Source organism: Arthrobacter sp. CJ23 (genome assembly GCF_024741795.1).
Classification (GTDB): domain Bacteria; phylum Actinomycetota; class Actinomycetes; order Actinomycetales; family Micrococcaceae; genus Arthrobacter.
Window position 1 is genome coordinate 2,143,503 of sequence record NZ_CP102950.1, and the last position, 19,734, is coordinate 2,163,236.

At 66.7% G+C, this 19,734-nt stretch carries 16 protein-coding genes; 8 read left to right on the top strand and 8 right to left on the bottom strand.

Annotation, left to right across the window (positions count from 1 at the left end; all coding sequences use genetic code 11):
* Positions 1-10 precede the first annotated feature (10 nt).
* A complete protein-coding gene (locus tag NVV90_RS09475) occupies positions 11-1,231 on the top strand; it encodes an ROK family protein (protein WP_258440890.1) in 1,221 nt (406 codons plus the stop codon).
* A gap of 25 nt (positions 1,232-1,256) precedes the next feature.
* Here the strand turns inward: NVV90_RS09475 and NVV90_RS09480 are convergent, their stop codons facing one another.
* A complete protein-coding gene (locus tag NVV90_RS09480; protein WP_258440891.1) occupies positions 1,257-2,324 on the bottom strand; it encodes a LacI family DNA-binding transcriptional regulator in 1,068 nt (355 codons plus the stop codon).
* A 140-nt stretch (positions 2,325-2,464) separates the two neighbouring features.
* On the opposite strand from NVV90_RS09480, the gene rhaI reads away from it, so the two are divergent.
* The 3 genes from rhaI to NVV90_RS09495 are packed head-to-tail and all read left to right on the top strand — an operon-like array spanning position 2,465 to position 7,155.
* Positions 2,465-3,631, top strand: coding sequence for an L-rhamnose isomerase (gene rhaI / locus NVV90_RS09485; protein ID WP_258440892.1), 1,167 nt, complete (start codon positions 2,465-2,467; stop codon positions 3,629-3,631).
* Positions 3,632-3,640: 9 nt separating this feature from the next.
* On the top strand, positions 3,641-5,683 hold the full coding sequence (locus NVV90_RS09490) for a bifunctional aldolase/short-chain dehydrogenase (RefSeq protein WP_258440893.1): 2,043 nt from the start codon (positions 3,641-3,643) through the stop codon (positions 5,681-5,683).
* Positions 5,680-7,155, top strand: coding sequence for a rhamnulokinase family protein (locus NVV90_RS09495; RefSeq protein ID WP_258440894.1), 1,476 nt, complete (start codon positions 5,680-5,682; stop codon positions 7,153-7,155). Before NVV90_RS09490 ends, NVV90_RS09495 begins: the two co-directional genes overlap by 4 nt.
* 85 nt (positions 7,156-7,240) lie before the next feature.
* On the opposite strand, the gene NVV90_RS09500 is transcribed toward NVV90_RS09495, so the two are convergent.
* From NVV90_RS09500 to NVV90_RS09525, 6 genes are all read right to left on the bottom strand, one after another.
* Positions 7,241-8,101 (bottom strand): phosphogluconate dehydrogenase C-terminal domain-containing protein, encoded by an 861-nt coding sequence (locus NVV90_RS09500; RefSeq protein ID WP_258440895.1) that lies wholly within the window; start codon positions 8,099-8,101, stop codon positions 7,241-7,243.
* A gap of 1 nt (position 8,102) precedes the next feature.
* The gene (locus NVV90_RS09505) at positions 8,103-8,930 is read right to left on the bottom strand and encodes a sugar phosphate isomerase/epimerase (protein ID WP_258440896.1); all 828 of its coding nucleotides are present in this window, start codon (positions 8,928-8,930) and stop codon (positions 8,103-8,105) included.
* Positions 8,927-9,736 (bottom strand): triose-phosphate isomerase family protein, encoded by an 810-nt coding sequence (locus NVV90_RS09510; protein ID WP_258440897.1) that lies wholly within the window; start codon positions 9,734-9,736, stop codon positions 8,927-8,929. The genes NVV90_RS09505 and NVV90_RS09510 overlap by 4 nt, the downstream gene beginning before the upstream one ends.
* Positions 9,720-10,190: a ribose-5-phosphate isomerase gene (locus NVV90_RS09515; RefSeq protein WP_258440898.1), complete on the bottom strand. Its 471-nt coding sequence runs from the start codon at positions 10,188-10,190 to the stop codon at positions 9,720-9,722. Before NVV90_RS09515 ends, NVV90_RS09510 begins: the two co-directional genes overlap by 17 nt.
* On the bottom strand, positions 10,187-11,974 hold the full coding sequence (locus NVV90_RS09520; protein ID WP_258440899.1) for a dihydroxyacetone kinase family protein: 1,788 nt from the start codon (positions 11,972-11,974) through the stop codon (positions 10,187-10,189). The genes NVV90_RS09515 and NVV90_RS09520 overlap by 4 nt, the downstream gene beginning before the upstream one ends.
* Positions 11,975-12,089: 115 nt before the next feature.
* A complete protein-coding gene (locus tag NVV90_RS09525) occupies positions 12,090-13,457 on the bottom strand; it encodes an MFS transporter (protein ID WP_258440900.1) in 1,368 nt (455 codons plus the stop codon).
* A 209-nt stretch (positions 13,458-13,666) separates the two neighbouring features.
* Here NVV90_RS09525 and NVV90_RS09530 point away from each other — a divergent pair, with 209 nt between their 5' ends.
* The 3 genes from NVV90_RS09530 (at position 13,667) to NVV90_RS09540 (ending at position 17,350) form a co-directional block, all read left to right on the top strand.
* The gene (locus NVV90_RS09530; protein ID WP_258440901.1) at positions 13,667-14,410 is read left to right on the top strand and encodes a FadR/GntR family transcriptional regulator; all 744 of its coding nucleotides are present in this window, start codon (positions 13,667-13,669) and stop codon (positions 14,408-14,410) included.
* Between the two features lie 176 nt (positions 14,411-14,586).
* Positions 14,587-16,503, top strand: coding sequence for a hypothetical protein (locus NVV90_RS09535; protein WP_258440902.1), 1,917 nt, complete (start codon positions 14,587-14,589; stop codon positions 16,501-16,503).
* Positions 16,504-16,594: 91 nt separating this feature from the next.
* Positions 16,595-17,350, top strand: a complete 756-nt coding sequence (locus NVV90_RS09540; protein ID WP_258440903.1) for an SDR family NAD(P)-dependent oxidoreductase — start codon at positions 16,595-16,597, stop codon at positions 17,348-17,350.
* Between the two features lie 16 nt (positions 17,351-17,366).
* Here the strand turns inward: NVV90_RS09540 and NVV90_RS09545 are convergent, their stop codons facing one another.
* A complete protein-coding gene (locus NVV90_RS09545; protein ID WP_258440904.1) occupies positions 17,367-18,005 on the bottom strand; it encodes a TetR/AcrR family transcriptional regulator in 639 nt (212 codons plus the stop codon).
* A 185-nt stretch (positions 18,006-18,190) separates the two neighbouring features.
* Here NVV90_RS09545 and NVV90_RS09550 point away from each other — a divergent pair, with 185 nt between their 5' ends.
* Complete coding sequence (locus tag NVV90_RS09550; protein ID WP_258440905.1) at positions 18,191-19,711, top strand: ABC transporter substrate-binding protein; 1,521 nt, start codon at positions 18,191-18,193, stop codon at positions 19,709-19,711.
* Positions 19,712-19,734: the final 23 nt, after the last annotated feature.

Sequence of the window (19,734 nt, forward strand, 5' to 3'; positions counted from 1 at the left end):
TAGTGTCGCGATGATGCCGACCTCTACACGAACTACCGTCCCGGTCGCCGAGCCGGACCCATCGCGACGCAACAACCTGGCGCTGCTCACCACCCTGGTACATCACCACGGTGTGCTCAGCCGCGCCCAACTGACTAAACGGACCGGGCTGAACAGGTCCACCGTAGGGACCTTGCTGGGTCAGCTCCTCGCCTTGGGCCTTGTGTATGAAACGGCGCCTTCTGGCGAAGGACAGGTGGGCAGGCCGAGCCCGGAGGTCCGCCCGAGCCAGGCGGTGGCGGCCCTGGCCGTCAACCCGGAGATCGACGCCGTTACAATCGGCCTTGTCAGCCTCGGCGGGAAGGTGCAGAAGAAGATCCGCTTCGAAACCGAGCGGATACCAACGGCGAGGGAAGCGGTGAATATCGCTGCCGCGGTCGTCGAAGGCATGCGGTCTGAACTCGACGCCTCCTACCGGATCACGGGCATCGGCATGGCGGTGCCCGGTCTGGTCAACCGCGCCGACGGCGTGGTGCTGCACGCCCCGCATTTGGGCTGGCGAAACGAGCCCGTGGCCGCGATGATGGGTGACGTTACGGGGTACTACTGCCAGGCTGCCAACGACGCGTCCCTGGGTGCCGAGGCTGAACTGATATTTGGCGCCGGCGCCGGGCAGAAGAACCTGATCTATCTCAACGGGGGCGCCAGTGGAATCGGCGGCGGCATCATTGCAAACGGGGCATTGCTTTCCGGCGCCGCAGGCTACGCCGGCGAACTCGGACATACCTTTGTCCGTACTTCCGGCAAGACGTGCCACTGCGGTGCCACAGGCTGCCTGGAAACCGAAGTCTCCCAATCCCGGCTGTTCGAACTTGCCGGGCTGTCGGGCGGCGATGCCAGTCAGCTCGAACAGGCACTTCGCCGGAACAACAGCCCCGAGGTATCAACTGAAGTGGCCCGGCAGCTCGAGTACTTGGGCATTGCATTGCGTAATGCTGTGAACACCTTCAACCCTGAGGTCATTGTGCTCGACGGCTTCCTGGGCACGCTGCATGCCCTCTCTCCTGCGGCGCTGAATGAGTTCCTCGCGTCACAGGCCATGGATGGGCTGGCCGCCCAGGTCAGCATCCGCCGAGCCGCACTCGGTTCGGACCTGATGATGATCGGGGCCGCGGAACTGGCCTTCAGCCCGTTCCTGGCCGACCCTACCGGTGCGGGACTGGTTTCCGCCCCCGGTCCACGAAAAGGCTGAAGTGCCCGGAGATGGATCACCGTGTTCACCGCACCGGGCTGCCGTCACCCTTCGCGCCTGGGGCAGACGATGCCGGCAGGCCGGCGGCGGCAGAACTCTGGCGCACCACCAGTTCCGGGGACAGAACCACTGACTTGAACATCGGCGTGTCGCTCTCGAGTTCGCTGGTCAGCAATTCAATGGCTGTGCGGCCTATTTCCTCGGTGGGCTGGCGTATGGAGGAGAGCGGCACCACGGCGGACGCCGCGAAATCGATGTCGTCATAGCCGATCAGGGCGACATCTTGGGGGATGCGGAAGGTGCGCAGCATCGTTAGGGACTGCATGACGCCCAGGGCCAGGAGGTCGTTGGCGCAGAAGATGGCGTCCGGAAATTCCTCCCGCTTACGGTCTGCCAAGGCATCACCTGCGCGCCTGCCCGCTACGACGGACTGGCCCTGTGAATCGACCACCTCCAACGTGGCATCAGGTACCTGGTCCACCGCACGCCGGGCGCCGCTGAGCCGGTCGGCGATCTGCCGGATGGAACCCGGGCCGCCGACAAAGGCGAGCCGCCGCCGTCCGGTCGAGAGGAGGTGTTCGGCGGCAAGAAAACCGCCGGCCTCGTCGTCCACGGAAACGGAACTCGATGTGGTCCCATCGCCGAGCCGATCCACCAGGACCGTGGGCACTCCGCCTTCACGCAGGCGTTTGATCGACTCGCTGACGTCACCTATCGGTGAAATCAGGAGGCCTTGGACGCGCTGTTCCTGGAACAGTTCGACATAGTGCGCTTCGCGGGCCGTGTCCTGCCCGCTGTCCCCGAGGAGGATGGCGCTGCCACTGCGTTGCGCCGCGTCCTCGGCGGCCCGGACGACGGCGGTAAAGAAGGGGTTGCCCACATCCAGGACGACCATCCCGATGGCCCTGCTGTGCCCCGCGCGCAATTGCCGGGCTGCATCATTGCGCACGAAACCGAGTTCGTCGATAGCCGCCTGGACCCTTTTCCTGGTCTTCTCCGCGACCCGCTCCGGGTAGTTGAGCACGTTGGAGACTGTGCCGACGGCGACCCCGGCGTGATTCGCCACATCCTTGACACTGGCTGATCTTGCCATTGTTCCCATCCTTCACCCTTGACACCCATTCGCGTCCTAGGATACTTTGAATCGACTCAATGAAACGATTCAAACCTGGGATTCGGCCGGCATGTTGCAGCTGATTCTCAGACGCCAGCCCAAAACCCAAAGGAACAACGATGAACACCACAGCAACGGCACTGGGCCGCCTTGAGGAACTGGCCATCGAGGTGCCGTCCTGGGCCTACGGAAATTCCGGGACCCGCTTCAAGGTCTTCGGCACCCCGGGCACTCCCCGCACCGTCCAGGAAAAGATCGCCGACGCCGCCAAGGTCCATGAGCTCACCGGCCTGGCCCCCACGGTCGCTCTGCACATCCCGTGGGACAAGGTGGATGACTACGCTGCCCTGCGCGAATACGCCGCCGAGCTGGGCGTTGGGCTGGGCACGGTCAACTCCAACACGTTCCAGGATGACGAGTACAAGCTCGGCTCCCTCACCTCGTCCAACGAGTCCGTGCGGCGCCGGGCCATCGACCACCACCTTGAGTGCATCGAGATCATGCACGCCACCGGTTCCAAGGACCTGAAGATCTGGCTGGCCGACGGCACCAACTACCCGGGCCAGGACGACATCCGCGGACGCCAGGACCGTCTCGCGGAAAGCCTCCAGGAAATCTATGCGGGCCTCGGTGACGAGCAACGCCTGGTCCTGGAATACAAGTTCTTCGAGCCCGCTTTCTACCACACCGATGTTCCGGACTGGGGCACCTCCTACGCGCAGACCCTTGCCCTTGGCCAGAAGGCCTTCGTCTGCCTGGACACCGGCCACCACGCACCGGGAACCAACATCGAGTTCATCGTGATGCAGCTGCTGCGCCTGGGCAAGCTGGGCTCCTTCGACTTCAACTCCCGCTTCTACGCGGACGACGACCTGATCGTCGGCGCGGCCGATCCGTTCCAGCTCTTCCGGATCATGCACGAGGTCATCCGCGGTGGCGGCTTCGGCAAGGACTCCGGTGTCTCCCTGATGCTGGACCAGTGCCACAACCTGGAAGAGAAGATCCCGGGCCAGATCCGCTCGGTCCTGAACGTCCAGGAAATGACGGCCCGCGCCCTGCTGGTGGACACCGCCGCACTGGCCGAAGCCCAGCGAGCCGGGGACGTCCTGGCCGCCAACGGCATCTTCAACGATGCCTTCTACACCGACGTCCGCCCGGTCCTGGCCGAGTGGCGCGAATCCCGCGGCCTGCCCGCAGACCCGATGGCCGCCTACAAGGCCAGCGGATACCAGAAGAAGATCAACGAGGACCGCGCAGGCGGCCAGCAAGCCGGATGGGGCGCTTAAGGCATGAACATGCAGAACACAGCCACGACTGTTGAAGAACTGATCTCCCGTTCCAACCGCCTCGGCGCGGACAAACGGAACACCAACTTCGCCGGCGGCAACACCTCCGCCAAGGGCACCGAAAAGGACCCGGTCACGGGCCAGGACGTCGAACTGCTCTGGGTCAAGGGCTCGGGCGGGGACCTCGGCACGCTGAAGGCCGAGAACCTGGCTGTACTCCGGCTCGACCGGCTGCAGGCACTCAAGGATGTTTACCCCGGCGTCGAGCGTGAAGACGAAATGGTGGCCGCGTTCGATTACTGCCTGCACGGCAAGGGCGGCGCGGCGCCCTCAATCGACACCGCCATGCACGGCCTGGTGGACGCAACGCATGTCGACCACCTGCACCCGGACTCGGGCATCGCGGTTGCGACGGCGGCGGACGGCGAGGCGCTGACCTCCAAGATCTTCGGCGACAAGGTGGTGTGGGTTCCGTGGCGTCGCCCCGGTTTCCAGCTGGGCCTGGACATCGCCGCGGTCAAGGAAGCCAACCCGCAGGCCATCGGCACCATCCTGGGCGGCCACGGCATCACCGCCTGGGGCGGCACCAGCGAAGAGGCCGAGGGCAACTCGCTCTGGATCATTGACCAGGCCGAGAAGTTCATCGCGGAGAACGGCAAGGCCGAACCCTTCGGCGCCAAGCTCCCCGGCTACGCCGCGCTTCCTGAGGCGGAACGGCGAGCCAAGGCCGCCGCCCTCGCCCCCGTGATCCGCGGCCTGGCCTCCACGGACAAGCCGCAGCTGGGGCACTTCAGCGATGACGCCGTCGTGCTTGACTTCCTGGAGTCCGCCGAACACCCGCGCCTGGGCGCGCTGGGCACCTCCTGCCCGGACCACTTCCTGCGCACCAAGGTCAAGCCCCTGGTCATGGACCTCCCCGCCGACGCCCCGCTGGAACAAGCGGTAGGCCGCCTGAGGGAACTGCACGCGGCCTACCGCGAGGACTACCAGGCATACTACGACCGCCACGCCACCCAGGACAGCCCCGCCATGCGCGGCGCGGACCCGGCCATCGTGCTGGTCCCGGGGGTGGGCATGTTCTCGTACGGAGCGAACAAGCAGACCGCCCGGGTGGCCGGCGAGTTCTACCTCAACGCCATCAACGTGATGCGCGGCGCCGAGGCCATCTCCAGCTATGCCCCGATCGAGGAATCCGAGAAGTTCCGGATCGAGTACTGGTCGTTGGAGGAGGCCAAGCTGGCCCGCCTGCCCAAGCCCACGTCCCACGCCACCCGCATCGCGCTGGTGACCGGCGCGGCGTCGGGCATCGGCAAGGCGATCGCGACCCGCTTGGCGTCCGACGGCGCGTGCGTGGTGATTGCCGACCTGAACCTTGAGAACGCCCAGGCCGTCGCCGCGGAACTGGGCGGTCCCGACGTCGCCATCGGCGTCCAGGCCGACGTGACCGACGAAGCTCAGATCGCCGCTGCCATCCAGGAAGCCGTGCTCGCCTTCGGTGGCCTGGATCTGGTGGTCAACAACGCCGGGCTCTCCATCTCCAAGCCGCTGCTGGAAACCACCGGGAAGGACTGGGACCTGCAGCACAACGTCATGGCCAAGGGCTCCTTCTTGGTGGCCAAGGCCGCGGCCAAGGTCATGATTGACCAGGACATGGGCGGGGACATCGTCTACATTTCCTCCAAGAACTCCGTGTTCGCCGGCCCGAACAATATCGCCTACTCCGCCACCAAGGCCGACCAGGCCCACCAGGTCCGGCTGCTCGCCGCGGAACTGGGCGAGTACGGCATCCGTGTCAACGGCATCAACCCCGACGGCGTGGTCCGGGGCTCCGGGATCTTCGCCGGCGGCTGGGGCGCCAAGCGCGCCGCGGTCTACGGCGTGGACGAGCAGGAACTGGGCAAGTACTACGCCCAGCGCACCTTGCTCAAGCGTGAAGTCCTGCCTGAACACGTGGCCAACGCCTGTGCGGTGCTCACCAGCGCCGAACTGTCCCACACCACCGGCCTGCACATCCCCGTGGACGCCGGCGTCGCGGCGGCCTTCCTGCGATGAGCGCTCTTGCCATGAGCGGCGCCGTTTCCGGCGGCGGGGTGTTCGCCGCGGTCGACATCGGTGCGTCCTCCGGCCGCGTCATGCTCGGCAGCGTCTCTCCCTCAACAGGGGTCGCCCTGGAGACGGTCCACCGCTTTCCCAACGGCGTGGTGGAGCTGGACGGCGGCCTCCGCTGGGACTTCGACGCCCTGTTCGCCGAGCTGCTGACGGGCCTGGCGGCCGCCGTTGCTGCCGCGGAGGCAAACGGCGAAACCATCGCCAGCATCGGCATCGATACCTGGGCCGTGGACTATGGGCTGGTCAACGCCGCCGGGGAGCTGACGGCCCAGCCGTACAGCTACCGGGATGAACGCAGCCGCGCCGCCGTGGCCCGGGTCCACCGGACGCTGGATCCTGCGCGCCTCTACGCCACCACGGGCCTGCAGTACCTGCAGTTCAACACCGTTTACCAGCTCGCCACGGAGAAGGACCTGGACGGGCTGCAGGCACTCCTGATCCCGGACCTGATCGCCTTCCTGCTCACCGGCGAGCGCCGGACAGAGGCCACGAACGCTTCCACCACCGGACTGTTCGATGCCGTAGCGGGGGAGTGGGCCGCCAAGTTCCTGGACGCTCTGGGCCTGCGGCGGGACATCTTCCCGCCGCTCATCCAGCCGGGTGAAACCATCGGCAGGCTCCTGCCGGGGATCGTGGAACGGACCGGTCTTCCCGCGGACACCAAGGTGGTGGCTGTCGGTTCGCATGACACGGCCTCGGCGGTGGCCGCCGTCCCGGCTGGGCAGGACGACTTCGCCTACATCTCCTCCGGGACCTGGTCCCTGGTGGGCATCGAGCTGGACGGCCCGGTGCTAGGCGAGGCCAGCCGGAAGGCCAACTTCACCAACGAACGCGGTGTGGACGGCACCATCCGCTACCTGCGCAACGTCGGCGGACTCTGGCTGCTCAGCGAATCCCAACGCTCGTGGGCCGCCCAGGGCCACCCGGCCACCTTGGAGGAACTGCTCGACGCCGCTGCGGCCCTCCCGGCAGGCGGACCGCAGATCAACGCCGACGACCCCGCCTTCACCGCGCCGGACAACATGCCGGAGCGCATCCGCGCGGCCGTGCGCAACACCGGTGCGGTGCTCCCGGGCCGGCCCGCCGCCGTCGTGCGTTGCATCATGGACAGCCTTGCCGCCGCTTACGCCCGCACTATCACCGACGCCGAACGCCTCGCGGGCCGGACCGTTGACGTGGTGCACATCGTGGGCGGCGGGTCCCAGAACCGGCTCCTGTGCCAGCTGACCGCGGATGCCACGGGCAAGCCGGTGATTGCCGGTCCCGTGGAAGCCACGGCCCTCGGCAACGTCTTGGTCCAGGCCCGGGCTGCCGGCGTGGTGGACGGCGGGCTTGCTGAGCTGCGCACCCTGGTGTCCGCTGGAACGAGCCTTGAACGGTTCGAACCGGCCAACGCCCTGTCTGAACAGCACTAGCACCACTCCCAACAAAGGAAACCCCGGGCCGCCCACACCACCGTTGAGGTGTGTGGGCGGCCCGGGGTCTTTTGGATGGCACCGCCTACCGCTTGACGGACTCCAGCTTGAGCATCTTGGCGATGACGCCGTCCAGCTCGGAGTCGTCGAAGATCTTCTTCCAGTCGTCCTTGATGATGGTGTCCTTGCCGTACTGGATGGCGATTTCGCAGGCCTCGGAGAACGGGTTGGAACCGCGCAGCGCGTTGGTGAGGGCGATCTGGACGTGGCCGAAGAGCATGGCCTTGGCCGCCTCCTCGGGGACGCCGGCGGTGTGGACCGTCTCGTGCAGGGCCTCGTTGAGCAGGGTGCCGATCATGCAGGCGACGGTTTCCACCAGGGTGGGTTCGAGGACGGCGAGCTGCTTCACTGTGACCCAGTGGACGTCGATGACGGGTGCGTAGATGGTGCGGATGGTGGCTTCGGCGGCTGCCTTGGTGTCTTCCGGGGCGTTCTCGTCGATGGCTGCCACGACGTTCTGCGGGGCGCCCTGGCCGCCGAAGGTGTCGGCCCATTCTTCCTTGGTGGTGCGCTCCAGGAACACGGACGGGTGGCACGGGTGCGCAACGGCCTGCACCACGTCATCGCGCTTGGCCAGCAGGCCAGCGTAGGCGGCGGCCGGGTCCAGGGTGAGGAGGATCGCGCCGGACTTCATCTGCGGGACGACGCCCTCGGAGACGATGCCCAGCACGGTGTCCGGGACGGCGAGGATCACGACGTCGGCGCCCTTGACGGCGTCGTCAGTGGCGGTGATTTCGCGGCCTTCGGCGCGGACGCGGTCCTGGCCGGCGGGGGAGTTCTCGCTGTAGAAGACGGTGTGGTTGGACTTCTGGAGGTTGGCGGAAACGCGCATCCCCATTTTGCCACCGGCTCCGACAACGGCGACGGTCAATTGCTCTGCTGACATTTCACTTGCTCCTTAGGAAATCGAGGCTTTGCTGGGTCCACTGGTTTTCGAGGCGGATGGTCTCCGCTTCGGAGTCCTGCCACGGGAGCCAGTGCTCCACGATCTGGTTGATGTTTCTTTCTTTGGGCTGGATCTTCGCGACCATGTAGTCGTAGTCGAGAAGGCCTTCGCCGAGGGGTGCGCCCGAGTACGTGAACCCGACCCATCCCTGCTTGCGGCTGAACGCAAAGTCTTTGATGTGCATGTTCAGGACATAGGGCCCGACGGCGTCAATCACCTGACGCGGCATCTCCAGTGCAGCCACGGTGTTGGCGGGGTCGCTGCAGATGCCCAGGTAGGGGCTGTTGACGCGGCGGACGACGTCGAGGATCCGTTCCGTGGGGACCTGTTCATAGGTCTCGACGGCGATCCTCACTCCGGCTGCTTCGAACTCCGGCAGGACTTCGGTGAAGATCCGGGTTGCTTCCTCGTTGTCCGGGCTGTGGCCGGGAACGTTGAACATGGTCCGCAGCAGATCCGATCCCAGAACCTGCGCGATGTGCAGAAACTTCCGCAGGTGTTCCGGCCGGATGCCCTTCGTCCCAAGCTCCAGGGTGATCCCCAGCTCCTCGGCCGTGCCGCGGACGGCGGCGAGCTCGTGGTCGTTCATGTCTTCCAGCGGCGCGTAATCGCAGATCTGGAAGAGGTCCACGCCCAGCTCCGCGGTCATCTGCAGGGCCTGGTGGATGCTCAGCGGTTCGCTGACCTGGTCGGAGAGCTGCCAGAAGAACGCGTAGCTGCTGAGGCCAATGCGGCTCTGGCCAATCCTGCTCTGCTCGATACGGCTCATGCCGCCACCGCCTTCGCCGCAAGGCGTGCAGCCGTCTCGTCCAGGATGGTCTTGAGCGCTGCGGGATCGTGCGCGAAGCGGCCCAGGAACAAGCCCGCCACGGCGGTGTCCAGTTCCGTGATGAGCCCGGGCCCGGCGCTGCCGCCGTAGATGACCCTGCTGTCTTCCTGCCCCCGCAGTGTGCGGAGGTATTCGTCCAAACCACGTACCACGGCACTGATGTACCCGGGTGTCGCCGGTTCCGGAGCGCCGATGGCCCACTGCGGCTCGTAGGCCACGATGGTACGTCCAACAGCTCCGAGCTTTCCCGCCCGGTTGAGGGCGGCGTCGATCTCGGCCGTGCACTGGACAATGGCTTCCTCCGGGGAGCCAGCGGTCAGTTCCCCGACGCAGAGCACCGGGGTGAGGCCGTTGCGGTACCCCGCGGCGGTCTTCAGGCCGATGATCCGCTCGTCTTCGGCGAAAATCCGGCGGCGCTCCGCATGGCCTACCTCGACATACCGGCCCCCGAGCTCGGCAACGGTCCTCCCACTGACCTCGCCAGTGTAGGCGCCTTCGTCTTCCCAGAAAATGTCCTGCGCTCCGGTGCCAACGCCGGCCGCGCCCAGGATCCTCGCTGCGTCGGGCAGGACCGGCAGGGTGGGCAGCACAAACAGTTCGATGTCGCCGCTCACCACCGCCGGGTGCTTGAAAGCGATCGTGGCGACGTCCCGGCAGTAGTCCACAGAGCGCTGGTAGCCGAAGTACATCTTCAGGCTGACGCCGATCACCGCTTTGGGGCGTGAAGGCTTAGCAGGAAGTGACACCCTCGTAGTCCTTAATCAGAGTGACTTTCTCTGCCGAGGCAGAGTTCTCGTCGAAGGTGTAGCCGAGCCATTCCTTGGCCAGGCGCCGGGCCAGTTCCAGGCCGACCACGCGCTGGCCGAAGGTGAGGACCTGGGCGTTGTTGCTGAGCACCGAGCGTTCCACGGAGAAGGAGTCGTGGGCGGTGACGGCGCGGATGCCGGGGACCTTGTTCGCGGCAATCGCGACTCCCAAACCCGTGCCGCACACCAGGAGCGCGCGGTCGGCCTTGCCGGCGGCGATCAGTTCAGCGGCAGCGATGGCCACAGAGGGGTAAGGAGTGTGGGACTCGGCGTCCACTCCAACGTCCGTCACCGATTCGACCAGGGGATTCGCTTCCAGATCGGCCTTCAGGGCCTCCTTGTACTCGAATCCGGCGTCGTCGGCTCCGATCACCAGGCGCAGTTTGGCGCTCATGCTGTCTCCTTTACTCGGGCTTTCTCAGCTGCTGTGGTCTTCTCGGCGGTGTTTTCGACGAGGGTGGTGTGGATGGCCCGGACGATCAGCGCCAGTGAAATGGCTCCGGCGTCGGGGGTTCCGAGACTCTTCTCGGCGTGCGGGCGGGCGCGGCCCATGAGGGGCAGCAGCCGGCTCGTATCGTCGGCGGACAGTTGCGCAACCGTGGCGGCGGCGCCCCACGCCTCGGTGAGGGACTGCCCGTCATTCACTCCCGTGGCCAGTGCGTCGCGGAACGGGACCAGGACGTCCACCATGGTCTTGTCGCCCACGGTGGCCTTGCCGAAGTTCATGATGGCGGCGGTGGCGTCGGCCACTCCGGCTGCGACGGCAGCGGCGTCGGGGGCGGTGGTGTTCCCGAGTGCGTCGCCCACGGCCCGCAGGGCCAGGCCCCACAGGGCGCCCGACGTTCCGCCGGCCTTGTCTGCCCACGCGTCCCCGGCGACGTGCAGGGTGGTGGCGGCGCCGGCGCCGCGTTCGACGGCGTCTGCCGCCGCTGCCACGGCGGCGCGGATGCCGCGTTCCATGCCGATGCCATGGTCGCCGTCGCCGGCGATCGCATCGATCCGGCCAAGCTCGGCCACGTTCGCGTCGACCACGGCCTTCGCGGCGTCCAGGGCGGCGAGGACGCGGACGGCCCCGATGCGGGACTCAGCGGTGGCGTCCGGGATGGAAAGCTCGACGTCGGCAAAGCCGCCGTCCGAGCCTTCCAGCGCTGCCGCGGTGACCGCGCCGCGGCGGAAGGCCGGGGCGTCCGCGGGAGCGTTCCAGAGTTCTTCCAGTTCCGCGTCCAGCCAGAACAAGGTGAGGGAGGTGCCGGCCATGTCGAAGCTGGTGACCAGTTCGCCCACCTGCGGGTCCACAGCCTCGATGCCGGCCTCGGCAAGCAACTGCGACACGCGGCGGTAGAGGACGAAGAGTTCCTCGTACTTCACGCCGCCCAGGCCGTTGAGGATGGGGACCACGCGGGAGGGTTTGTTGGTGTCGAGCGGCGACGGGATGCCGTCCGGGACCTCGGTCAGTAGCTTGCCGACCATGAGTTCGGCGAGTTCATCCGCCGTCGGGATGTCCGTTTCGCCGATGCCGGGTTCACCGTGGATGCCCATGCCCACGGCCATGCGGCCCGCGGGAACGGAGAAGAGCGGGTGGTCCGCGCCCGGCAGGGTGCAGCCCGTGAAGGCGACCCCGAAGGAGCGTGTGCGCTCATTCGCGCGTTCGGCCACCTCCAGCACGGTGTCCATGGAGTAACCGGCCTCGGCGGCCGCGGCGGCCACCTTGAACACCGTCAGGTCACCGGCGATGCCGCGGCGCTTGCGACGTTCGGCAGGCGGGGCGGAGGAGATGTCATCGGTGACGGCGATGCTGCGGCAGTCGATGCCCTCGGCGCGGAGCTTGTCCTGGGCCTGGGTGAAGTGCAGGACATCGCCGGCGTAGTTGCCGTAGCCGAGGAGCACACCAGAGCCGTTGTCCGCTGCCTTGGCAACGTTGTACACCTGTTGTGCCGACGGCGAGGCGAAGAGGTTGCCCATCGCGGCGCCGTGGGCCAGGCCCTGTCCGACGAGCCCGGCGAAGGCGGGGTAGTGGCCGGAGCCGCCGCCGATCACGAGCGCCACGGTTTCAGGGGTGCTCTGCGTGCTGCGGGCGACGCCGCCAGGAACGCGGCGGACCCAGCGGCCGTGCGATGCGACGAATCCTTCGATCATCTCGTCGGCGAAAGCTGCGGGTTCATTGAACAAGCGGGTCATGCGGAGGCTCCTGGAGCTATCAGTGGAAATCGTGGTTCTGGCTGTTGCCGGAACGGCGGGAGTTCGGAACGGGGCGCCCGCCCTCAGGGAGGGCGCCCCGGACTGCGGGGGTGGGTTACGGTTCTGCGTAGTGGCCGGCGCCTGCGGGGTCGAGGGCCTCGGCGGGGATGCCTTCGCTGGTCTTGCCGGACCGGCTGAGGACCACCATGAGGATCGAGGAGAGCAACATGAAGCCGCCCACGACAAACATGGGGACCGCGTAGCCGCCGGTCAGGTCCTTGAGCCAACCCGTGATGTAGCCGGCGCTGAAGCCTGCCAGGTTGCCCACCGTGTTGATCAGCGCGATACCGGCTGCGGCTGCTGCGCCGGTGAGGAATTGCGTGGGAACGGTCCAGAAGTTCGGCAGTGCCGCGAAGATGGACATGGCCGTGATGGTGATGACGGCGATGGTTGCCGCCGGGGAACCAGCGAACAGGGCCAGCGGGATGCTGACGGCGCCGGTCAGGGCGGGAAGGGCAATGTGCCACGTCTTGACGCCGCGCTTGGTGGCGTCCTTGGACCAGAAGTACAAGGCGAAGGCGGCCGGCAGGTACGGGATGGCCGTGATCAGGCCCTTCTGGAAGACATCGAACTTGGTGCCGTAGAGGCCCTCGAAGGCGGCGATGATGGTCGGCAGGAAGAAGCCCAGGGCGTAGAGGCCGTAGATGAAGCCGAAGTAGATCAGGGAGAGCATCCAGACGCGGCCGTTGCCGAATACGGTGCGGACGCTGACGTGCTTGTTGCTGGCGGCAGTTTCCTTCTTTTCCTTTTCCAGGGCGCCTGTCAGCCAGGTCTTCTCCTCAGAGGTGAGCCACTTGGCCTTGGCGGGGGAGTCGGCCAGGTAGAACCAGGCGATGATGCCGACGATGATCGCGGGGATGGCAACGCCGAAAAACATGAAGCGCCAGCCTTCGAGGCCGAAGAAGAGACCGTGCTGCTGGATCAAGGCGCCGGCAAGCGGAGCGCCGATCACCGTGGTCAGCGGCTGGGCCAAGTAGAAGAGGGCGAGGATCTTGCTGCGGTGCTTGGACGGAACCCACAGGCTCAGGAAGAGGATGGCACCGGGGAAGAAGCCGGCCTCGGCCACGCCCAGGATGAAGCGCAGGATGTAGAGCTGCTCGACGTTGCCCACCCACGTGAACAGCAGGGACACGATGCCCCAGCTGACCATGATCCGGGCGAGCCAGCGGCGGGCGCCGAACCTGTGCAGCGCGAGGTTGCTGGGAACCTCCAGGAGGATATAGCCGATGAAGAACACGCCGGACGCGAAGCCGAACTGGGCCGCCGAGAGGGCAAGGTCCGAGTTCATGCCGTTGGGGCCGGCGAACGAGATGGCCGTACGGTCCAGGTAATTGATGAAGAACATCAGGGCGACGAACGGCACCAGCCGTATCGCCACTTTCCTGATTGCGGATTTTTCGACCACCGATTGTGTGGTGTCCACGTTGACTCCTAGAGATTTATGTCCCGGCCGATCCTGCACTGGATGCGCCGGGCTGACCCGTGGCATTGCCGGTGGGGTCCGGCGATGGCGAAGCTTGTGATTTAAACCATAAGACCGGATTCTAAATTGGTCAACCGGTTGATGAGTTTGGGATTCTCGACGCCCGTTTGGCGAGCGATAATTGGTCATCCGGTTGCTACGCTGTGAAGGTGTCAGCGAACTCCGCCGCAGCAGCGGCCCATATGACGGCAGCTCTTGCCCCCATGGAGCAAGGCTCCGTTGTGTCCGAGGTGGCGGAGAGGTTGCTCGCCTACTTCACCAGCGGAGACATTGCGCCTGGAACCCGCCTGCCAGCCGAACGCCAGTTGGCGGCATCTCTCGGCGTCGGACGTTCGGCGGTGCGCGAGGCGCTCGCCGCCCTGGAAATCCTGGGCATCGTCATTGTCCGCCCGGGATCGGGCACCTACCTGCGCGACGGCGTCTCCGAACTCCTGCCGCGGACCCTCAGCTGGGGGCTCATGCTGGGGGAGCCGCGGACCCGCGAGCTTGTTGAACTGCGGAGCGGACTGGAAGTCCAGGCCGTGGAGCTGGCGGCGGCAAGGATCGGCGACGAGGCCCTGGCGCGCATGCGCTCCAACCTTGATTCCATGGAGGCGAACCTTGACAACCTGGCGGCCTTCGTCGAGGCCGACGCCGCCTTCCATAAGGAGATTGCGGCCAGTTCGGGAAACCAGGTCCTGCAGGAATTGCTGCAAAGCATCCGCTCCCTGCTGCGGATCTGGGTGGACCGGGCGCTGACCGACGAAGGTCATGCCGCGGCCGCCCTGAAAGAACATGCGGCGATTTTCGCGGCGCTTCAGGCCCGCGACGCCTCGGCGGTTACGGCGACCATGCGCTCGCACATGGAGACCGCCTCGCGGCGTCTGCTCGCCGGCTTCGACGCCGCGCAGTAGCCTCTGGAGGGCGGCTCGCGAGCCTGACCCGCCGGCAATATTGGTCAACCGGTTGACTTGTGGTGGGATGTGATTCCATAATCGGATATGGCCTGGCTCACAGGCCGTCCTTGAGTTTGCACTGGCCACGCCGGGCACCCGGGCCGCAGCAGCCCCGGCCGGCAGAGAGCAGCGACGTGTCTTTCCAATCCCTTCCGGATGCCGAACCCGGCCTGTCCGTCCCCGAATCTTCACTTGCGGGCCCCTCGCGCCTGACGCCCGCCCGGCGGGCCCTATCGGCGGGCCCCTGGTCTGCTGAGCTCGTCGGCGACGAACTGGCCCACATCAGCTACTTGGGGCGGCCTGTGCTGCGGGCCGTCAAAGCCGTGGTCCGGGACCAGGACTGGCAGACCCCGCAGCCGGCCGTCCGCACCGTTGATGTCACCCAGGACGGCGAGCGACTGCGGGCGGACTGGACCGTCCGCTATGCCGGCCACGGCGTGGAGTACATCGGCCGGCTGAGGGCAGACTTCACGGTTGAGGCGGTGGAGATCGCGTTCGACGGAACGGCCCTCCATGCGTTCCGCAGCAACAGGATCGGCCTGGTGGTGCTCCACCCGCCTGCCGATGCCGGACGGGACATCACCGTGGTGCATCCCGACGGCGGCAGCACGGCGGCGCAGTTCCCCCGCGACATCAGCCCGCACCAGCCGTTCATGGACATCGCCGCCCTCGAATGGACCGCCGCCGGGACCGCCTTCCGGCTGTCCTTCGCCGGCGATGTCTTCGAGACGGAGGATCAACGCAACTGGACCGACGGTTCCTTCAAGACCTATGGCACTCCGCTGGCCCGGCCGTTCCCCGTGGACGTCACGGCCGGTGATGCCGTGCGGCACGTGGTGCGCCTGGACGCAACCGTGCTGGATGGCGCGGCCCTGGACGCCGCCACACTGAACACCGCCACCCCCGCGGTGCCGGAGACCGTGACGTTGGGCCCTGCGGCCGCCCGTGTTCCCGGGCTGGCCGTGGGTGCAGGACCCCGGGCCGGGGTGCTTCCGCCGATTCCCGGGCTGGACGCAATCCTGGTGGAACTCGTTGACGAAGGCGGTGCCGCACCACGGTCCGGCTGGGCTGCCCGGCTGCAGGACGCCGCGGACGAGGCGGCCGTCCATGGCGCAGGCCTGGACATCCGGGCCGTGACCGCGGACCCCGGCACAGTGGTGGCGGAGCTTGCTCCGCATCTTTCCCGGACCAGGCGGCTGGCGGTGTTCCACCCGTCCAGCCAGCTCACCGAGCCGGAGACCTGGCAGGAGCTCAAGGCCTCACTGCAGGGCGCCGGTTACCGCGGAGCGCTCCTTGCCGGCGTCCGTTCGCATTTCACGGAACTCAACCGCAACAGCGGCCGCACGCCGTCGGACTCCGACGGCCTCACGTTCAGCATCACCCCGCAGATGCACAGCACCGAGGCCGCGCACATCATCGACACCGTGCCCATGCAGCGGCTTGTGGCCAGGAATGCCCTCCGGCTGGGCGGCGGAAGGCCGGTCCACGTGGGGCCGGTGACCCTGCTGCCGCGCTTCAATGCCGTGTCCACCTCCGGGGCAGCATCCGAGGCCGAGTCGGATGAACTCCAGGCGGAACCATTCACGGCGGCATGGACCCTGGCGAGCATCGACGCGCTGACCCTGGACGGAGTGGAATCCCTCAGCTACTTCGAGGCCTCCGGCCCGAGGGGAATTTCCGACTCCGGCGGCCGGCTCGCTCCGGCCGGCGAACTCCTGATGGAACTCGCCGCCCTCCGGGGCAGCGCCGTGCTGGCTGTCCATGGCGGGGCGCCATCGTCCATGACCCTCTATCCCGTGGTGTCATCCGGCGGGCTGGCCCTCTTCGCCGGGAATCTCTCCGCATCCGCCCTGGACGTGGAGGTGCGGCTGCCTGACGGCGCAACCGCCGCAGCGGGCGTGTGCACTGTTTTCGGGCAGGACCGCGGCTCGGCCATGGGCTTCACGGCAGCTAACGAGGGCGGGGCCGAGGACGACGGCGGAACGGGCGCCGGGCGCCTGACCCTCGGTCCCTGGTCCGTCGGCGTCGTCCGCTTTCCCGCTTTCGGCTGAATGGCCGTCCGCTGAACCGCTGTCCGCGAACAGTGGACCCCACACTTTTGCACCGTCCGACGGCGGTGCTACACCAACGAAAGGAGACCCCATGGGTCTGCGACTTGAAGGAAAAACAGCCCTGGTGACCGGGGCGGGATCCGGCATCGGCCTGGCCGTCGCCCAACGGTTCGTGGCCGAAGGAGCCACCGTCTATTTTGCAGACATCAACATGGCGGCGGCCGAACAGGCCGCCGGGGCCACAGCTTCCCCGCTGGCCCGGGCCCTGCGCATGGACATTTCCGACGAGGACAGCGTGGCTGCTGCCTACGCGGCGGTGACCGGAGCCGGGCCGCTGGATGTGGTGGTGGCGAACGCCGGGGTGCAGCTCTTCGGCCAGGATGCCAAAGTGGGTGAGCTGGAGCTGGCCGTCTGGGAGAAGACCGTCAGCATCAACCAGCGCGGCGCCTTCCTCACCCTCAAGCACGCCGTCCGGGCCATGGAACGCCATGGCGGCTCCATCATCTGCACCGGCAGCCCCACCGCCGTGGTGGCCTGCGGGCAGACGTTCACGGCCTACAGCAGCTCCAAGGCCGGGGTGCACGGCCTGGCCCGTGTGGTGGCCGCCGACTACGCGCACGCCGGAATCCGGGTCAACACCGTGGTTCCGGGCTACACCGAGACGCCGCTGGTGCAGGCCATCGCTGCCGATCCCGTCAGCCGTGCCGGGCTGGTGGACTCCACCATGCTTGGACGGCCCGGTACGGCGGCGGATGTGGAGGGGATCATGGTGTTCCTGGCCAGCGACGACTCCGCCTATGCCACCGGGGGACTCTTCACCGTGGACGGCGGCCTGACAGCGCTGTAGGCGCTCTTGGCCCAGCTTAGAACTTTTCCGTGGTGACGGCTTCGAGGTAGGCCGCCACTTCGGCGGGCATGTCCACGGAGTCATTGTCCAGCAGCCACTGCACCTGCAGGCCGTCCATCAGGGCCGTGAGCTGGCGGGCCGCTGCGGTGGGAACGATGCCGGGCCGCAGCTGGCTGCGCCGTTGCATCTCCGTGAACGCCTCGGTCATGGTGCCGCGGACCCACGCATAGCGCCGTTGGAAGTAACCGTGGGCCGGATGGTCGGGATCTGTGGCCTCGGCCGACAGGATGCAATAGAGGGCCACGAGCCCGGGGATGGTGGTGTTGTAGTGCGTGAGCTCCACCAGGCCGCGCAGCATGTCGATCCCCGTGGTGGTCAGGGAGCGCGTGCGGATCACCGAGTCCTCGTCGCGCAGCGTCAGGACGGCCTCCAGCAGGGCCTCCTTGCTGGGGAAGTGGTGGAGCAGTCCGGCCTGGCTTAGGCCCACTTTGTCGGCAACGTCCTTCAGTGACCCCGCGCGGTAGCCCGACGTCGAAAACACCTCAAAGGCCGCGGCCAGGATCTCCTGCCGACGGGCCTCGGTCTTGGCGTAGCTGCCCCGCGGGCGGCCTCGCCGGGGTGCCTCGGCCACCAGGCCGGCTGGTGTGTCTGTCATCTCATTACCCTAACAAGCTCGTTCCGGAGCGGTGGAAGCAATTGGTCAACCGCTGTGTGTGACGTCACATTTCATAACGATTCAAAAATCGAAAACAAAAACCTACCACCCACTAGGTTTTCATGTTACGGTCTTTCCCAATGGCAGTCCATGGTGGACGCCACTGACCGTGAAAGGGACCAAAGATGTTCCGATCCAAGCGAATGGCCGCCCTTGTTGCCGCCGTTGCCCTGAGCCTCACCGGCTGTTCAGCCGCCGGCAGCAGCTCCCAGGATGCAGCCTCGCAGACCCTCACCCTCGGCGCCATCCAGTCACCCAAGACCTTCGATGCCAGCCAGTCCGAGTTCGCCAACCTCTCGCCCTTCTACCAGGCCGTCTACGACACACTGATCCGCATGCAGCCGGACGGCACGCTTGTGCCCATGCTGGCAACGGAGTGGAAATACAACGACGACAAGACCGTCCTGACCCTGAAGCTCCGAGACGACGTGAAGTTCACCGATGGGACGGCTTTCAACGCGGACGCCGCCAAGAAGAACCTCGAACGCTTCAAAGCCGGAACCTCCCCGGACGCCCAGTTCCTGGCCGCACTCAAGACCGCCACGGCCGTGGACGCCACCACCCTCGAGTTGACGCTTTCGGCCCCGGATCCGGCCTTCCTGAACTACCTCTCCAAGGACGCATCGTTCATGCAGAGCCCGGCCTCCTTCGCCAATGCGGACATCGCCACCAACCCCGTTGGTTCCGGCCCGTACATCCTGGACACCGCAGCCACCGTCACCGGCACCTCCTACGCCTACAAGCGAAACCCGGACTACTGGGCCAAGGATCTCCAGCACTACGACAACCTCGTCCTGAACGTCTACCTCGACCAGACGTCCCTGCTGAACGCCATCAAGTCCGGAACCCTCAACGGCGCCAACACCATTGACAACAACACGCTCACGGAGATCGAGGCCGCGGGCTACAAGGTCAACCCCCTGGCCCTGAACTGGTCCGGCCTGATCCTGTTCGACCGCGCCGGCACCACCAACCCGGCCCTCAAGGACGTCCGCGTCCGCCAGGCACTCAACTACGCCTTCGACACGAAGGCGCTGCTGCAGTCCATCGGCCAGGGCCACGGCGAGCAGACCGCCCAGGTGTTCCCGCCGTCGTCGGACGCCTATGACAAGGCTCTGGACTCCCGCTACGCCTACGACCCCGCGAAGGCCAAGGCACTTCTGGCCGAGGCAGGCTATGCCAGCGGCCTGACCCTGTCGCTGCCGTCCTCGACCCTCCTAGGCACCACCATTCCGGCACTCATCACGCAGCAACTCAAGGATGTCGGCATCACCGCCGAGTTCACCGACACCGGCAACAACTTCATCGCCGACCTCCTGGCACCGAAGTACGGCGTGAGCTACATGATCCTGGAGCAGCAGTCCGACTGGCAGCTGATCAACATGAAGCTCACCCCCGGCGCCCCGTGGAACCCGTACAACTACGAGGATCCCAAGGTGGATGAGCTGGTCAACAAGATCCACCTCGGCTCCGTGGACGAGCAGAAGGCCGCGGCCAAGGAACTGAACAAGTACATCGTGGAGCAGGCCTGGTTCGCCCCGTGGTTCCGCCCGCAGTCCAGCTACGTCACCGACGCCAAGACCAACGTCGAGGTCCAGACCGGGAACGCCTACCCGTTCATCTGGTCCTTCACCCCCGCCTCCTAGCGGAGAGCTGCGGGGCCGGGCCG

Excerpts from the sequence above, each read along its gene's own strand:
- NVV90_RS09515 (WP_258440898.1), bottom strand. The coding sequence starts at position 10,190 with ATGAGCGCCAAACTGCGCCTGGTGATCGGAGCCGACGACGCCGGATTC.
- NVV90_RS09490 (WP_258440893.1), top strand. The coding sequence starts at position 3,641 with ATGCAGAACACAGCCACGACTGTTGAAGAACTGATCTCCCGTTCCAAC.
- NVV90_RS09505 (WP_258440896.1), bottom strand. The coding sequence starts at position 8,930 with ATGAGCCGTATCGAGCAGAGCAGGATTGGCCAGAGCCGCATTGGCCTC.
- rhaI (WP_258440892.1), top strand. The coding sequence starts at position 2,465 with ATGAACACCACAGCAACGGCACTGGGCCGCCTTGAGGAACTGGCCATC.
- NVV90_RS09545 (WP_258440904.1), bottom strand. The coding sequence starts at position 18,005 with ATGACAGACACACCAGCCGGCCTGGTGGCCGAGGCACCCCGGCGAGGC.
- NVV90_RS09540 (WP_258440903.1), top strand. The coding sequence starts at position 16,595 with ATGGGTCTGCGACTTGAAGGAAAAACAGCCCTGGTGACCGGGGCGGGA.
- NVV90_RS09500 (WP_258440895.1), bottom strand. The coding sequence starts at position 8,101 with ATGTCAGCAGAGCAATTGACCGTCGCCGTTGTCGGAGCCGGTGGCAAA.
- NVV90_RS09520 (WP_258440899.1), bottom strand. The coding sequence starts at position 11,974 with ATGACCCGCTTGTTCAATGAACCCGCAGCTTTCGCCGACGAGATGATC.
- NVV90_RS09475 (WP_258440890.1), top strand. The coding sequence starts at position 11 with ATGATGCCGACCTCTACACGAACTACCGTCCCGGTCGCCGAGCCGGAC.
- NVV90_RS09480 (WP_258440891.1), bottom strand. The coding sequence starts at position 2,324 with ATGGCAAGATCAGCCAGTGTCAAGGATGTGGCGAATCACGCCGGGGTC.
- NVV90_RS09550 (WP_258440905.1), top strand. The coding sequence starts at position 18,191 with ATGTTCCGATCCAAGCGAATGGCCGCCCTTGTTGCCGCCGTTGCCCTG.
- NVV90_RS09495 (WP_258440894.1), top strand. The coding sequence starts at position 5,680 with ATGAGCGCTCTTGCCATGAGCGGCGCCGTTTCCGGCGGCGGGGTGTTC.